This window comes from Flavobacterium xizangense (assembly GCF_054075145.1).
Genome location: NZ_JBSIPG010000014.1, coordinates 62,932 through 78,688, shown reverse-complemented (window position 1 = coordinate 78,688; position 15,757 = coordinate 62,932). Strand labels below are relative to the sequence as shown.

Sequence of the window (15,757 nt, the reverse complement as noted above, 5' to 3'; positions counted from 1 at the left end):
TTAATTACTCTGCTGGCAAAAGCTGAGATTCCATAAATTTTCCGGTGACTAATGTACCTTCTTCATCTTCCCACTGGGTGATGACATTTTCTATTAAATCGGGTTCAAAATCAATAATTTTCATAACCTGATTACCAAATTCCTGCTGTACCATCTGGCCTTTCTTAAACATAACTACTATTTTATATTACATACTAAATTTATTTGTCAAATAACATTTCCTTGAAATGCTGTGATAATTATTAAGGCGACTGCCACATGTAAAAGTAGTTCGCCAACTCTCTAATTAATTTACATCATTGTACAACTTTATTATATTATTACTTCTTTTTAAAATTATATCAAATTGTTCTTCAACTAATTAACCATACTGGAAATTGTGTAATTCGCGGGTTGCAATTTTATAACCACAACAATAATGGTAAGAGTACTTTTGGATAAACCTGAGAATTGCATTAAGAATTCATCTGCATTTATAAAGTGATGAACTTATGTGAACTTCTATTTCAGGTACTTTATAACTAATAACTCTAACAATATGGAAAATTTGCAGGATGAAAAGCAGAGAGATCTGTCTATCAACAAATCTGACGGCACCAATAAATTCTTAACTACAGATCAGGGTGTCAGAATTAATGATGATAACAATTCTTTAAAGGCAGGAGAAAGAGGTCCTTCCTTATTAGAGGATTTTATCTTAAGAGAAAAAATTACTCACTTTGACCACGAAAGAATCCCTGAACGAATTGTTCATGCAAGAGGTTCGGGAGCTCATGGTTTTTTTGAAGTAACCAACCCGATACCGGAATTAACAAAAGCTGGTTTTCTACAGGAAGCCGGGCTTAAAACACCCGTTTTTACCCGATTTTCTACTGTCGCAGGATCTCGCGGATCTACTGATTTGGCACGTGATGTTCGCGGATTCTCGGTGAAATTTTATACTCAGGAAGGAATCTACGATTTAGTAGGAAATAATATTCCCGTATTCTTTATTCAAGATGCATCAAAATTTCCTGATTTAGTTCATGCCGTAAAACCAGAACCACATAACGAAATACCGCAAGCCGCATCTGCACATGATACGTTTTGGGACTTTATTTCCTTAATGCCAGAATCTATGCACATGATCATGTGGGTTATGTCAGATCGTGCAATTCCAAGAAGCTATCGAATGATGGAAGGTTTTGGGGTTCATACTTTCCGATTAATTAATGAAGCCGGCGATTCTACTTTCGTGAAATTCCACTGGAAACCTAAATTAGGAACGCACGCTGTTGCTTGGGACGAAGCTCAAAAAATTTCAGGTAAAAATCCTGACTTTCACCGAGAAGATTTATGGCAGGCTATTGAAATGGGGAATTTTCCAGAATGGGAACTTGGAGTACAAATCATACCCGCTGAAGACGAAGAAAAATACGAATTTGATTTACTGGATCCAACTAAATTAGTACCAGAAGAATTGGTTCCGGTAACTATCGTAGGCCGAATGGTTTTGAACAAAAACCCTGATAATTTCTTTGCTGAAACGGAGCAGATTGCTTTTCACCCCGGACATGTTGTTCCCGGAATTGATTTTTCAAATGATCCGCTTTTACAAGGACGTTTATTTTCTTATACCGACACACAATTATCAAGACTAGGAAGTCCTAATTTTCATGAAATTCCGATTAACCGAAGCGTTGCTCCTGTTCACAATAATCAGCGTGACGGACATATGCGTCAGGAAATTAACAAAGGCCGTGTGAGCTATCACCCAAATTCACTTGGCGGCGGCTGTCCTTATCAGGCAAAAATTGCTGAAGGTGGTTTTTCTAGCTTTGAAGAACGCGTAGATGCCCACAAAGTGAGAGCAAGAAGCGAAAGTTTCTCTGATCACTTCGGGCAAGCCAAATTATTCTTCAACAGCCAGACGCCAGAAGAAAAAAGCCATATCGTAAAAGCACTTCGTTTTGAACTTGGAAAGGTGGAGACAACCGCAATTCGCGTTAGAATGCTGGGATTATTATCTCAAGTTGATACGGAACTTGCTGAAAAAGTTGCAATTGGACTTGGAGCTACCGTTCCATCAACTCTCGAATATCCTGTAAATAAGGGTGTTTCGCCAGAAAATGAAGGCGGCGATCAGGAGCCAAAAACCGTAGAACAATCTGTTTCTTCTTCTGAAGCATTAAGTATGATAAATAATCCGACCAATACACCAACTATTGAGTCAAGAAAAGTAGCCATACTTTGCTCTGATGGTGTCTCAGAAGCAGCGGTTACCAATATTAAAAATGCGCTGAAAAAACAAGGCGCTAAAGGCTATGTTATTGCACCTAATTTAGGAGATGTACTTACCGATTCTGACGGAGCATTAAAAGCTGATTTTAGTTTCCTTACTGCATCTTCTGTTTTATTCGATGCCGTTTATGTACCTCACGGATTGGGACTTAATGTACTAGCTAAAAATGACGATGCACTTGAATATCTCAACGATGCTTATAAACACTGCAAAGTTATTGGGGCAGACGGAGAAGCTAGTGAATTGCTTAGTGCCACAAATTTTGCTTCAAAAATAACCAGTGAAAATGGTGGTATTATTATATCCAGCGAAGTCGGTTCTGAAACATTTGCTCAGGAATTTATTACTGCCATGACGAAGCATCGTTTCTGGGAACGTGAACCAAACCTATACATTTAATTTAAAAACATACAAACATGAAAAATTCAGAAAAAGAAGGTCAAATCAATACCTCACAAGGAAAAGCAACGGAAACTAAAGCTGCAAAAAATAACGCTAAAGCGAATATTGTTGAACCATCATCAGATGCGGCAACAGATCTAAAAGAACTGTTTGTTGACAGTTTGAAAGATATTTACTGGGCTGAAAACGCACTTGTTGGAGCATTGCCAAAAATGGCGGCCAATGCGACCTCGCCAGGTCTCGCCAGCGCAATCTTAGAACATTTGGACATAACGCAGCTTCAGGTATCGAGATTAGAACAAGTTTTTGATCTTTTGGGAGAAAAAGCGGAAGGAAAAAAATGCGAAGCCATGGCAGGACTTTTAAAAGAGGGTGATACAATTCTTTTAGAAACCACTCCCGGTTCTGTGAGGGACGCCGGTATCATAGCGGCATCTCAAAAAATCGAACATTATGAAATTGCAACCTACGGAACCTTAGTGGCTTTTGCCAAAACTCTTGGAGAAAATGACGCCGCAAAATTATTAACACAAACCCTTGCAGAAGAAAAAGAAGCAGACTGTGTTCTTAACGACGTTGCTTTAAATAGCGTAAATACTGTAGCAGCGGAGTAGATTTTAGATTTTAGATTAAAAAAAATTGCAACATGTTGCAGATTTTTTTTTTGTTTAAAATACACTATAAAATTTATGATAATGTTTTAGCAGATTCTTAATTTTTAATTCCATCTAAATCAGCATAAAAAATATTAGTTCCAAGGATCCAGACCACTTTTACACATTCGTTTTCGCATTTTTTGAAAATGTCGTAAACATGTGCGATCTCAGACATTGGTAGTCGGTACGTAATAATATCATCTTTAGCTTTTAATTTTGGGGCGTCAACCCTATCATATTTAACAGATCCGGATGCATGAATAACTGCTACTTTAATAATTTGTTATTTTAAATCAATACAAACCTAAGTAACTATTATTAAAACACTTAACATTCTACTAAATATTTTATTGTTCACATTAGGACCAACTGGCAATGATGTAAACTAATAATTTATAGCTGTAATCTTTTAGAATTTACATTAGATAATTTTGAACGGGTTAAGAAACACTTTACAAACAAAAATTAGCGATGCTTCAAAAGTGATTTCACCATAATACACGTTGAATACTAATTTAAATTTTTGCCATGTCTTTATCTATCATATTTCAGGTTTTAACATCCTCTATTGCTGCAACTTCTGTAATGACTTTATTCAGTTATGCTGTTTCGGCAAGCGCAAGAGAAATTTATAAGGAACCGGTATTGTTAACCTATATTCTATCTGCTATGCACTTCAAAATGTCTCCGAATCTTAAAATTAATGTAGGGTGGGTTTTACATTATTTAATAGGTCTGTTTTTTGTTATCGGTTACCATATATTATGGTTCAATCAATTTTTGGAAATATCCTGGTCTGTCAGTATTTTTTTAGGAGTGATTAGTGGCATTATTGGAATAATCAGTTGGGTCATCTTATTTGAAATTATTCCCCAAAAACCTAATATCAATTTTAAAGGATATTATTTGCAGCTTTTTATTGCGCATATACTATTTTCTGTAGTTGCATTTGTTTTTTATGTAATGTTTCTGTAGGCTTTTATTTTTTTTGAAATCACATGAAAGAAATTTTAAAATTAGATAGCATAAAAAACAGAACTTCCTCTCCAATTTCACAAAGGTTTCCCAGACACATAATCTATCATACTCCTGATTATCAACAAACAAAACTTTTAATTGTATAACATCGTTGCGTAATTGTATAAGTAGATTACTGGATTAAGGAGTTACATTTGAATCCGTAAAACTTTACAAAAAAGTAAGTTACCTATACTCAATAATCACTTATAAATACTTAACGCCATGCAGACAAATTTACACGGGTCTAAAATAAGATCCGCAGAAACTACTGTTTCTGCCAATAACAACGAACCGCCTCAAAATTATGATATGGTAGTATTTTGTCATTTAAGATGGCAATTTGTTTACCAACGTCCACAGCACTTAATCAGCAGAATGTCTAAAAATATGAAAGTGCTGCTAATAGAGGAACCAATTGATTACGATATAGAACAGGAAAATACCGCAAATCTTCAAATAATTAGTGATAACCTACATATTTTACAACCTAAAGTAAAAGACATAGCATCAATCGCAGCGATATTGCCTCATTATATTTCGGGCAAAAACATTTCAATTGGCTGGTTTTATTCTGCTTCTTTTACTCCTCTTTTGGATTTATTTAAGTTTGAAACCATTGTGTATGATTGTATGGACGAACTTACTTTATTTAAGGGAGCTCCAGAGCATCTGATCAATCAGGAAAAATATTTGATAGCCAATGCCGACATCGTTTTTACTGGAGGAAAATCCTTATATGAAGCAAAAAAACAAACCCATTCTAATGTTTATTGTTTTCCAAGTTCTGTTGATGAACCTCACTTTGCCCAATCATTAAACGGAATCGAAATTCCTGCAGATATTGCAAATTTAGAATCTCCTATTGTGGGCTATTTTGGTGTAATTGACGAAAGAATCGATTTACTACTTTTGCGAGAAACTGCCCTAAAATTACCGAAAGTGTCTTTTGTGATGATTGGTCCATTGGCCAAAATTGATGAAGCCGACCTTCCTAAAGAGGAAAATATTTATTACCTCGGAATGAGATCTTATAACGAACTCCCTAATTATCTAAAAGGTTTTGATGTTGCAATGATGCCATTTGCAATCAATGACGCTACTAAATATATTAGTCCAACAAAAACTTTGGAGTATATGGCTGCTGGAAAACCTATCATCTCAACAAAAATCACCGATGTAGTTAGGGATTACAGCCATTGCGTAAGTCTTGTCGAAACTGCTAATGATTTTTGTGATGCCATTACGCTATTATTTGACAAAAGAGCCAGTGCATTAATTCCATTGAAATATGCAGAGATTTTAAAAAACACCTCTTGGGACAATACTGCGGATAAAATGCAGGAAATTATAAAAGAATTTGCCAAATGAAACAGGTAGACATTTTAATAATCGGTGCGGGAATTTCCGGATCGGTATTAGCGGAAAGATATGCTTCAATTGGAAAAAAAGTGCTCATTATAGAAAAGCGAAATCATATTGCAGGAAATTGTTACGATTATATTGACCAAAATAATATTCTAGTCTCGAAATATGGAGCACATCTTTTTCATACCAATGAAGAGTCGGTATGGAAATATGTAAATCAGTTTTCTGAATGGTATCCATGGGAACATAAAGTCATTGCGAGGGTTGATGACAAAACGGTTCCAATTCCTGTGAATATTACAACGGTAAACGAATTATTTTCTACCAATATCATTTCTGAAGAAGAGATGAAAAACTGGCTGGAAGATAATCGTACACCAATTGAAACCCCTAAAAATGGCGAAGAAGCAGTCTTAAACAGAGTTGGCGGTGTTTTGTATGAGAAAATGTTCAAACATTACACCAAGAAGCAATGGGATAAATATCCAGCTGAATTAGATGCTTCTGTTTTAGAACGTATTCCGGTTCGCTACAATTATGATGACCGTTATTTTTCAGATATACATCAGGCTTTACCAAAAGGTGGTTACACGCAATTATTCAAAAATATATTGGATAATCCTAATATCGATGTGCTTCTTGATACAGATTATTTTGATGTAAAAGATCAATATACAAATTATGAAAAACTCTTTTATACCGGACCTGTGGATCGTTTCTTTGAATTCAAACACAGTTTGTTGGAAAAGCTTGAATACCGTTCAATTAATTTTGTAAGTGAAACGGTCGATGCCGAATTCTATCAGGAAAATTCGGTTGTAAATTATCCTGGAACCGAAGTTGATTTTACTCGAATCATCGAATACAAGCACTTTGGAAATCAAATTTCAGAGCAAACAACTGTTGTAAAAGAATTTACAGTAGACGAAGGAGAACCGTATTATCCGGTTCCGAATCCGAGAAATCAGGAAATTTATGCTCGTTATAAAGCAGAAGCCGATAAACTTATTGATGTGTATTTTGTGGGAAGGCTGGCAAATTATAAATATTTCAATATGGACCAAGCGTTTAAAAATGCTCTGGATCTCTTTGATACACTCGAAAAAAAGAATGAACCTCTTTATAAAACTGCCATATAATGGAAATTTTCAATTCTTTTTTTATGGGAGGTTTTGAATGCGCAGATCATATCAACAGATCTGGCGAGAGGATCAATCTATTAAAAGAAACTCAGCACGACATTCGTTGTTATGAAGATTACGAAGCATTAGCAGCTATGGGAATAAAAACAGTCCGCGAAGGTATTTGTTGGAGCTCGGTAGATACAAATTCCGGATTTTATAATTTCTATGATGTCTTAATTCGCATCAGAGCAGCAGAAAAGTACGGGATCCAACAGATTTGGGATTTAGTTCATTTTGGATATCCGGATGATTTATCGCCGACTCATCCTCTTTTTTGCAAGCGTTTTGAACAATTGTGTCATGCTTTTGCTGCATTTTATCTTGAGAATTCTAGACAGGAATTGCATGTAGTCCCCATAAATGAAATTAGTTTTCTATCGTGGCATTCAGGTGATGCGAGGGGCACAGTCCCTTTTGCAGTCAACAGCGGTTGGGATATAAAATATCATCTTTGTAAAGCTGCAATTATTGGAATTAAAGCTCTAAAACAAGCAGATCCAAAGTGTGTCATCATTTTGGTAGAACCATTGGTTAAAATTCATGGAAATGAGGCAGAAGATCCACAACATATTCATAATTTAAATGAACACCAGTTTCAGGCAATGGATATTATCGCGGGCAGAATGTGTCCTGAACTTGGCGGTTCTGAGGAGTTTTTAGATGTTTTAGGTTTTAATTACTACTGGAACTGCCAATGGAAAACTGATAAAACTACTCTTGAATGGCCGGAAAAATTTAAACTAAGAACACCTCTCTCCGATTTATTGCAGCTTGCATATGAAAGATATCAAAAGCCCATTTTTATATCAGAGACTGGTCATTTTGGCTCTGGAAGGGTACAATGGATAGAGGAAGTCACTGCCGAATGCCGAATTGCAAAAGAAAGAGGTGTTGATTTAAACGGAATTTGTATTTATCCCATTACAGACAGGCCTGATTGGGATGATCTGGCAAGTTATTCCAACTGCGGGATTTGGGATCTAGATTCGGCTGGAAACAGAATTCCTCATTTTGAATACATAAAAGCTATTAAGAAAGCACAAGCAAACTTTAAAAACAACGGCAAAATTTTAGATTTTGTCATCAACTTTTTTAAAAATTAAATATTTTGTAATGGAACTAACGAGAACAAAAACAGGAATTACATTCAGTTCCTTTGATCTGCTACATGCAGGACACGTAAGAATGCTTGAAGAAGCTAAACTGCACTGTGATTATCTTATTGTGGGTCTTCAGACAGATCCTACTATAGACAGACCAGAGAAAAACAAGCCTACACAATCAGTTGTAGAACGATATATCCAACTTAAAGCATGCCGATTTGTTGATGAGATTATTCCTTATACGACAGAACAGGATCTTGAAGATATTCTTCAGGCGATTCCAATAGATGTCCGAATTCTAGGTGATGAATATAAAGAAGTAAACTTCACAGGAAGAGAATATTGCGAAAAAATGGATATTGAATTGGTATACAATAAAAGAAACCACCGTTTTTCAAGCAGCGGACTCCGAAAAGAGGTATACCAATCTGAAAGTCTAAAAATTGTTAATGATTAACATTTTTAAAAGGTCATGATGAACACTTGAAAAATGCCTAATAAAATACTTTCTAACATTTAAATAGTATGTTATGCCATCAGAACTTGTAATTAAATGCGCTAAAGTATTAGCCGCAAAAGATTGGAATATCGCCTTTGCCGAAAGTGTTACCGCTGGCAGGATGAGCGCTGAATTTTCTATGACTGAACAATCAGGAAAAATACTTCGTGGAGGAATAACCTGTTATGAAGTATTTGTTAAAGAACAGATTTTAAATGTACCTCATTCCTTAATTCAAAAATGTACCCCAGAATCTTCTGAGGTTACTCAAAAGCTTGCAGAAGGCGCCTTAAAAATGTTTAACTCAAAAATCGTGGTTGCGGTTACCGGTCTTAGTACTGCCGGAGGAAGTGAAACAAAAGACAAACCTGTGGGAACGATTTTCATTTGCATTATAACACCAGCAAAAAAAATTAATCACAGAAAAGTTTTTAAAGGCTCGCCTGAAGAAATTATATTGCAGGCCATTGATGAGACTGCAAAGCTTATAATTGAGAGTATTTTAAGTTTATAATTTAATTAGATTAACCTAAATTTTTCACTTTTTTCGCTCATCTTCCAATCAATCTGCAAAACCTCTTTGACAAAAGATTTTAGAACATCAAATCGGTTAGGTTTCACCGCATAAAAAGTCGCACCAAGCTCTATTGCCTTCTCAATATCGTGGGGATCATTACTGGTTGAAAGTATAATAATATTAATTCCTTTTATTCTTCCCTCCTGTTTTCTGATTTCTTCCAAACATTCAAATCCACTTTTTCCCGGCATGTTTATATCCAGGAAAAGAATTTCAGGAAGCGGATCTTTAATGGTGCTCAGGATTTCCATTAGCTGAAGGCCATCTTCTGCCTGTGTTAAAATGACAGAAGGATCAACTTCACGCAGCGCATCAAGAAACAACACACGGTCGTCCTCATCATCATCTGCCAAATAAATATATCGTTGGGAATTTTGTTTTTCTAAGCTCATATGCAAATCTTTTATACAAAACATAAGACAAGAATTTAAAAATCTGCAAAATGTTTATATAAAAATATAAGCTCCTGTAAATCGATAAATGATCGAATTATATCCGTAAAAACGGTTAATAATATTTAAAGATAATTTTTATAATTAAGATATCTATTACTTTTTGTGTTTAAATGAGACGATTATTCATCTGCTTTTTACTATTTGATTAGATAAAGGCAAGACTAGAAATACATTTCTCAAGCAAATTAAATTTGTTACTGGTCTGTTGAACACATTATCCATTTCTATAATTTCAGAATATGTTTTAAAACCGCCTTTAATTCAACAAAACTATTAGGCTTTGTAATATATCTTTCAGTATGCTCATTTATGCCCAATTGTTCTGCAGCTTCCACTGAGTAGGTAGAATATAGTATAACAGGGATTTCACTAAGTTGTTGCACCTGGAGCATTTTCTCAAGAAATTCACTGCCATTTAATACCGGCATATGATAATCAAGAAATATAAGATCCGGCAGTTCTTCACTACTTTTTAAATTTTCTAATGCTTTGATAGGGTTTGTTTCAGACAGACACCGGATATTTTCATCTAAAGAATGAATTGCCTCGATAAAGACATCGGCATCATCATTATCATCATCAATCAGTAATATGTTTTTGTATAACATGGCGATTATAATTTTATAGTTCATATAAACCATCTCCTTGATCGTGGTCATTTTCTACGTGTAAATTTTATGCTGAAAATGAAATCTAAAAAAAAACCTGTACTAAAGAAAGTAAAGGTTTTTTCTCAATTCTGAAATGGATTTGTTTTACTAATTTATTCTTTATCCTGACTTTCACTATCAGCATCAAAATTGATGGTATTATAAGCAGCTTCTGTTAGTAGTGTATCAGCTTCTTTTTCTTCGGCCAAAGTTTTCTCCAGCAGCAGTACGGCATCATCTTCTCCTAATGTTGTGGCAAAGGCGGCCAACGTGCCGTAAGTTGCAATTTCATAATGCTCAATTTTTTGCGATGCAGCTATAATTCCAGCATCACGCACAGGTCCAACTTCTGTTTCCTCCATAATGCTCTCCCCTTCTTTTATAAGACCTTCCATAGCTTCGCATTTTTTTGCAGTTGCTTTTTCTCCCACTAATGAAAAAACCTGTTCCAGTCTTTTAACCTGCTCTTCTGTAACAGCAAGATGATTATTAATAGCTGCAATCAGATTTTCCGATGTGGCGTTTTTAGCCATCTTAGGCAGTGCTTTTGTTAGTGCTTTTTCAGCCCAATAAATATCTTTTAGAGAATCTACAAACAATTCTCTCAATCCTTCTGCTGCCGTTGACTTAGCTTTAACGGTTCCATTAGAATTTTTTGATACAGTTTTAGTATCACTTTTAGAAGACACATCTTTCGTCTTTGCAGCCTTTATATTTTTTACTGTAGTTGCCATAATGTTTGTTTTTAAGATTATATCCAAATGTACAAAGCCGTTTCCAGCATGTCTTACACAATAGGTTTAGTTTATTACAGCATTCAAACATCTATTAATAATCTACACCTTTATCGTTTTTAGCATAATAATTGGATATCTTTATAAAAAAATAAAAAAAAAATGAATAAAGGCGGCCCTATAATAATTATAGAAGATGATATGGATGATCAGGAACTTTTTAATGATGTATTCTTGTCCTTAGCTTATAAGAATGAGATTATATTTTTTTCTGATGGCGAAAAAGCTTTAGAATATCTTGAGAAGACTGATGTAGAGCCTTTCATCATTTTCTCCGATATAAACATGCCGCGCCTTAGCGGTATGGAATTAAGACATAAAGTTCACGAAAACGAAGATTTGAGAATTAAATCAATTCCATATTTATTTTTTTCTACAAGTGCTGAACAATCACACGTCGTTGACGCCTACTCGAAGTCGATTCAGGGATTCTTTGTAAAACCTGTAAAATACGACGAGATTAAAGATACAATCCGCGTCATAGTGGAATATTGGTCAAAATGTGTTTCTCCTAATTACGTAAAATAATTCATTTCTTTTGTAGATTAATCAATATTGATTATGAAAGTATGTTCAAACAAATTAAAAGTGTATGCTACTATATTTTAATTGAAGCTTCCTTCCGGAATATTCCCGAAGATGCTGTAATTCGGTAAAAAAGAAATAAAAAGTTTTTAGGAATATTTTATTGAACAGTCTGAAAGAACAAAAGAATATGAAACAGAAAGGCACTATCTATCATCATACGCACATTGATTTGATTTATAAGTCAAATCAAATTGAAAGCAGCAGAATTACTCCCGCTCAAACGAAATATATTTTTGAAACCAAAAACAGAACAGCTTAAACTTTTTTACTACAGAGGATTTGTCGTTAAAAAGTAATGATCTATGTTTTAATTGACTCTTTAATCTTGCAACGATTGAAAAAATTCATAAGCTCTTTTCTCAGCATAAGAATACATTGAATCACGAAGCGGAAAAGCACAATGTCCTCCATATTTTGGAGTTTCCAGATAAACATATCGACTGTTCTTTGCAATAGCTCTTGGATAACATCTTTCGCCTAAAAAAGGATCATCAAGCGAATTAAGTATTAAAACCGGAGTTGTAATATTTTGAAGAGAAAATTCAGGAGATACGCGTTGATAATAATCATCTTTGCTTTTAAAACCATGCAAAGGTGCTGTAAAATATTGATCAACTTCATCAAAAGAAGAGATTTTATCAATCTGATCGCTGTTTATAAAATCAGGAAACTGCGCTGCTTTATATTTCAGCTTTTTTTTGATATCAATTGTAAAATTCTTTAAGTAAACTCTATTAAAACCTTGTTTAAGTACCTCAGCGCTTGTTGCAATATGCGTTGGTACAGAAATCGAAACTGCGCCCTTTATACGTTGATCGATTTTTGTCCATCCGAAATAATTCAGCAGCTGAACACCTCCCATCGAATAGCCAATCATATAAACCTCTTGGAATCCTTTTCTCAAAACAAACTGCACTACCTCATCAAGATCGTCAACAGCGCCGTGATGATAAAGCCTCGGCAAACGATTCATTTCGCCTCCGCAAGTGCGATTATTCCATGCAAAAACTGAAAAACCTTTTTCTTCAAAATAAGATGCACAGCTATTATTGTAAGTTCTTCTGGAATCACCTTCTAAACCATGACATAAAATAACGGCCTTTTTTGAATCATTTATAATAAAATCGATATTTATAAAATCACCGTCATTTAGTTCAAGTTTTTCTCTGGTATAGCCAGGAACTTCAAATTTTTTAAACAAAGCGGCATAAATAGTAGAAACATGCCTGTTGCGATGAATAATAGCGGGAGAATCATATTCTGATTGTTCAATTATTGGCATGATTAAAAAAGTTTTTATGTTGGTTCTTACAAATTTAAGAAATCAATCAATATGTAAATTAATACTGTCTTTTTTATTTCATGAACTCAAAAAAAAAATTGGATATCTAAACCGAATAAAACAGAGATGACGTTTTATTTTTTCTCAAAATACAGATAATTAGTTGTATTGCTGACATCTCGCAATCGCACTTGAGAATTGTTAAACTCAAACAATTTCCAATTGTTGTTTAATTTACTTAATAAATCGGAGCTAAAAGTTAGTTTTAATTCTCTAACATTATTTTGAACACTGCTATCCCACTGACCTGTTTCTGAAGTTGAGCCTTTTGTCGCAACTACTGACTTGTCACTTTTGAAAACAAACGAATAACCGCTATAAGAAGAAGTTTTCTCCGAATCACTGAAATAATACGGAATTCCCCATGAACCTTTTGTTATAGCGCCAACAAAATCAAGTGTTACAATATTATTTTCAGGACAATAATCAATAGCATATTTTATGGCATTTTCGAAATCTGAATTATTTGAAAGCGATTTTGTCTGATTATTATAATCCACTATAGAAATTGGATATTTTAATGAAATATACTGGCTGGCGTTCAGATTTTTAATAAAATTAAAAAACGCCTGATCGCTTATTATCGACACCGAACTTGCAGCTTGATTCGCGCTGTTATAAATATTAATTGTTATGGGATAATTAATATTTAATCCATTTATTTTTGATAAAAGATCCGGATATTGGTTCCAATAATCGATTAAGGAATTAAAATCGGCCTCATTCGGAATATTTTTTTCGATGTAATTATAATACACCATCGTAACCGGGAAATTTATTTTTACAATGTCTGAATCAGCATTGCTAGCGTTAATATTATCGATCACTTTTTGATAATCTGCAGCGCTGTTTATAGCAATTTGTGCGTTATTTACAGTAACCGTGTAGGGAGGTTTTATAGTGCAGTAAGTCGATCCGTCAATTACATTATCCTGAACGGTTTGCACCATTGCAACTCTTTGCAGATAGGAAGTCAGAGGCGAAGAATTTGTTATTGTTCCCTGCGTATTATTACCCTGTTCATCCATTTCACTTTGGCAAGACAATAAGAACAAAAAAACAACTAGAGATAAATATTTTTTTAGCGGAAACATACTTATATTTTTACAAAGGTAATAAAATTTAAAAAACTGTTTTTCAATAAATTCGGCAGTAAAGCTTTTAATTTTTCTTTTAAAAAGTGTATCCATTAAACGAAAATAACATTTTATGTCTCTATAAAACAATCAGCTTTACTTTTACCCTACTTAAACCAAAAACAAATACTTTTGTACGGTATCAAATCGAAAATTTAAATGCCAACTAAAAACGAGTCAAATACTTGCGACGAAATTATTTTTTCGTCTTTTTTTAAAAGCCACATTAAAGCGCTTAGAAATTTTCTTTTTTACAAATTTGGCAATCTAAATCAGGCAGAAGATGTAGCGCAGGAAGCGTTTGTAAAGCTTTGGCAAAACTGTGCTTCTGTACCGCTCGAAAAAGCAAAATCATACATTTATACTATTGCAAATAATAGCAGTCTCAATGAAATTGCGCATCAGAAAGTGGTTTTGAAATATGAAAAAAACTTCACTGGTTTAGATAAAACCAATGAAAATCCAGAATATATTTTGGAAGAAAAACAATTTCAGTCAAAACTTCTGAAAGCAATTGAAAACTTAAACGAAAAACAACGTGTTGCTTTTTTGATGCATCGAATTGATGGAAAAAAATACAGTGAAATCGCGCTTGAATTAAACATTAGTGTAAAGGCTGTCGAAAAACGAATTCATCTGGCGTTATTAAGTTTGCGTAAAGAAATTGATTTATAAAAGTAGGGTAAATTTAGTTCCAATTGTTTTAATTATACAATACAAGAAAATGAAAAAAAATCGCTTATTAGCAAAATGGCTCAACAATGATTTGTCACAGGACGAATTAGCTGCATTTGAAGCAAGTCCCGATTTTGAAAAATACCAGAAAATTAAACAGTATACAGATCATTTAGCAATGGATGATTTGGATGAAAACGCTATGTTGTATAATATTCTTAAACAGAAAAAAGCGGCTCCAAAAGTGATTCCGTTGTACAAAAAATGGGCTTTTCGAGCGGCGGCTATATTTGTTTTGGCACTTGGCGTTACGCTTGCATTTAATTTTTTGACACCTCAAACACAAACAGCAGGTTTTGGCGAGCGAACTACTTTTTCATTACCGGATAACTCGGAAGTAGTACTGAATTCAGGCTCTGAAATAAATTATAAAAAATTAAACTGGGATAGCCACAGAACTCTTGACCTTAAAGGAGAAGCTTATTTTAGAGTTGCAAAGGGACGCCGATTTGAAGTACAAACTAATTTAGGAAAAGTAACTGTTCTCGGAACTCAATTCAATGTTAAAGCCAGAAAAAACAGATTTGATGTCGTATGTTATGAGGGACGCGTAAAAGTAAACTATGCAAACACCCAAATTGTATTGACCCACGGACAAAGCGTTAGTTTCGAAAATAAAAACCAAACGAACACAATTGTAAATGTATCGAAACCTGAATGGATGGATAATCAAATAAGTTTTTATAAAGAAGATATCCGAAGTTTGCTGGATGAAGTTGAAAGACAATACAACATTACAGTCGAATTAAATTCTAAAGATACAACCTCTTTATTTACAGGAAAATTACCTGCCAAAGACTTAAATGTAGCTTTGCATATTATTAGTACAACTTATCATTTAGAGGCCAAAAAAGTCTCAGAAAATAAAATAATTTTTGACGAAAAATAAATGTTGCTCCCCAAACAATTTCATTTTTTGTTTTTCCTTCTTTTTCTGACCCTCAATCTTTTTGCTCAGGGTCAAGGGCAA

The 15,757-nt window shown here is 34.2% G+C and carries 18 protein-coding genes; 12 read left to right on the top strand and 6 right to left on the bottom strand.

Going from position 1 to position 15,757, the window contains the following annotated elements:
- Positions 1–4 precede the first annotated feature (4 nt).
- Complete coding sequence (locus tag ACWA1B_RS20885; RefSeq protein ID WP_456910318.1) at positions 5–172, bottom strand: hypothetical protein; 168 nt, start codon at positions 170–172, stop codon at positions 5–7.
- A gap of 366 nt (positions 173–538) precedes the next feature.
- Between ACWA1B_RS20885 and ACWA1B_RS20880 the strand changes: the two genes are divergently transcribed.
- The 8 genes from ACWA1B_RS20880 (at position 539) to ACWA1B_RS20845 (ending at position 9,024) form a co-directional block, all read left to right on the top strand.
- Complete coding sequence (locus tag ACWA1B_RS20880; RefSeq protein ID WP_456910316.1) at positions 539–2,680, top strand: catalase; 2,142 nt, start codon at positions 539–541, stop codon at positions 2,678–2,680.
- Positions 2,681–2,697: 17 nt separating this feature from the next.
- On the top strand, positions 2,698–3,297 hold the full coding sequence (locus ACWA1B_RS20875) for a YciE/YciF ferroxidase family protein (protein WP_456910314.1): 600 nt from the start codon (positions 2,698–2,700) through the stop codon (positions 3,295–3,297).
- Between the two features lie 570 nt (positions 3,298–3,867).
- Positions 3,868–4,314, top strand: a complete 447-nt coding sequence (locus ACWA1B_RS20870) for a hypothetical protein (protein WP_456910312.1) — start codon at positions 3,868–3,870, stop codon at positions 4,312–4,314.
- Positions 4,315–4,581: 267 nt separating this feature from the next.
- Positions 4,582–5,727 carry a glycosyltransferase gene (locus ACWA1B_RS20865; protein ID WP_456910310.1) on the top strand — a complete coding sequence of 382 codons (1,146 nt, stop codon included), beginning with the start codon at positions 4,582–4,584 and terminating at the stop codon, positions 5,725–5,727.
- Positions 5,724–6,863: a UDP-galactopyranose mutase gene (glf, locus tag ACWA1B_RS20860; protein WP_456910308.1), complete on the top strand. Its 1,140-nt coding sequence runs from the start codon at positions 5,724–5,726 to the stop codon at positions 6,861–6,863. The genes ACWA1B_RS20865 and glf overlap by 4 nt, the downstream gene beginning before the upstream one ends.
- Positions 6,863–8,011: a glycoside hydrolase family protein gene (locus ACWA1B_RS20855; RefSeq protein ID WP_456910306.1), complete on the top strand. Its 1,149-nt coding sequence runs from the start codon at positions 6,863–6,865 to the stop codon at positions 8,009–8,011. The genes glf and ACWA1B_RS20855 overlap by 1 nt, the downstream gene beginning before the upstream one ends.
- Positions 8,012–8,021: 10 nt before the next feature.
- Positions 8,022–8,468: an adenylyltransferase/cytidyltransferase family protein gene (locus tag ACWA1B_RS20850; protein WP_456910304.1), complete on the top strand. Its 447-nt coding sequence runs from the start codon at positions 8,022–8,024 to the stop codon at positions 8,466–8,468.
- A 73-nt stretch (positions 8,469–8,541) separates the two neighbouring features.
- Positions 8,542–9,024 carry a CinA family protein gene (locus ACWA1B_RS20845; RefSeq protein ID WP_456910302.1) on the top strand — a complete coding sequence of 161 codons (483 nt, stop codon included), beginning with the start codon at positions 8,542–8,544 and terminating at the stop codon, positions 9,022–9,024.
- 5 nt (positions 9,025–9,029) lie between these two features.
- Here ACWA1B_RS20845 and ACWA1B_RS20840 read toward each other — a convergent pair whose 3' ends face one another.
- The 3 genes from ACWA1B_RS20840 to ACWA1B_RS20830 form a co-directional block, all read right to left on the bottom strand.
- On the bottom strand, positions 9,030–9,479 hold the full coding sequence (locus tag ACWA1B_RS20840) for a response regulator (protein ID WP_456910300.1): 450 nt from the start codon (positions 9,477–9,479) through the stop codon (positions 9,030–9,032).
- 287 nt (positions 9,480–9,766) lie between these two features.
- Positions 9,767–10,201 (bottom strand): response regulator, encoded by a 435-nt coding sequence (locus tag ACWA1B_RS20835; protein ID WP_456910298.1) that lies wholly within the window; start codon positions 10,199–10,201, stop codon positions 9,767–9,769.
- A gap of 104 nt (positions 10,202–10,305) precedes the next feature.
- Positions 10,306–10,926 carry a YciE/YciF ferroxidase family protein gene (locus ACWA1B_RS20830; RefSeq protein WP_456910296.1) on the bottom strand — a complete coding sequence of 207 codons (621 nt, stop codon included), beginning with the start codon at positions 10,924–10,926 and terminating at the stop codon, positions 10,306–10,308.
- Between the two features lie 162 nt (positions 10,927–11,088).
- Between ACWA1B_RS20830 and ACWA1B_RS20825 the strand changes: the two genes are divergently transcribed.
- Both ACWA1B_RS20825 and ACWA1B_RS20820 read left to right on the top strand, forming a co-directional pair.
- On the top strand, positions 11,089–11,514 hold the full coding sequence (locus tag ACWA1B_RS20825; RefSeq protein ID WP_456910294.1) for a response regulator: 426 nt from the start codon (positions 11,089–11,091) through the stop codon (positions 11,512–11,514).
- A gap of 187 nt (positions 11,515–11,701) precedes the next feature.
- Positions 11,702–11,833: a hypothetical protein gene (locus ACWA1B_RS20820; protein WP_456910292.1), complete on the top strand. Its 132-nt coding sequence runs from the start codon at positions 11,702–11,704 to the stop codon at positions 11,831–11,833.
- Positions 11,834–11,893: 60 nt separating this feature from the next.
- Here ACWA1B_RS20820 and ACWA1B_RS20815 read toward each other — a convergent pair whose 3' ends face one another.
- Positions 11,894–12,856: a YheT family hydrolase gene (locus ACWA1B_RS20815; RefSeq protein ID WP_456910290.1), complete on the bottom strand. Its 963-nt coding sequence runs from the start codon at positions 12,854–12,856 to the stop codon at positions 11,894–11,896.
- A gap of 134 nt (positions 12,857–12,990) precedes the next feature.
- Entirely contained in the window at positions 12,991–14,010 is a 1,020-nt protein-coding gene (locus ACWA1B_RS20810; protein WP_456910288.1) for a hypothetical protein, read from the bottom strand.
- Between the two features lie 201 nt (positions 14,011–14,211).
- Between ACWA1B_RS20810 and ACWA1B_RS20805 the strand changes: the two genes are divergently transcribed.
- Together ACWA1B_RS20805 and ACWA1B_RS20800 are read left to right on the top strand one after the other, a co-directional pair.
- Positions 14,212–14,727: an RNA polymerase sigma factor gene (locus ACWA1B_RS20805; RefSeq protein ID WP_142450749.1), complete on the top strand. Its 516-nt coding sequence runs from the start codon at positions 14,212–14,214 to the stop codon at positions 14,725–14,727.
- 49 nt (positions 14,728–14,776) lie between these two features.
- The gene (locus tag ACWA1B_RS20800; protein WP_456910286.1) at positions 14,777–15,676 is read left to right on the top strand and encodes a FecR family protein; all 900 of its coding nucleotides are present in this window, start codon (positions 14,777–14,779) and stop codon (positions 15,674–15,676) included.
- Positions 15,677–15,757 lie beyond the last annotated feature (81 nt).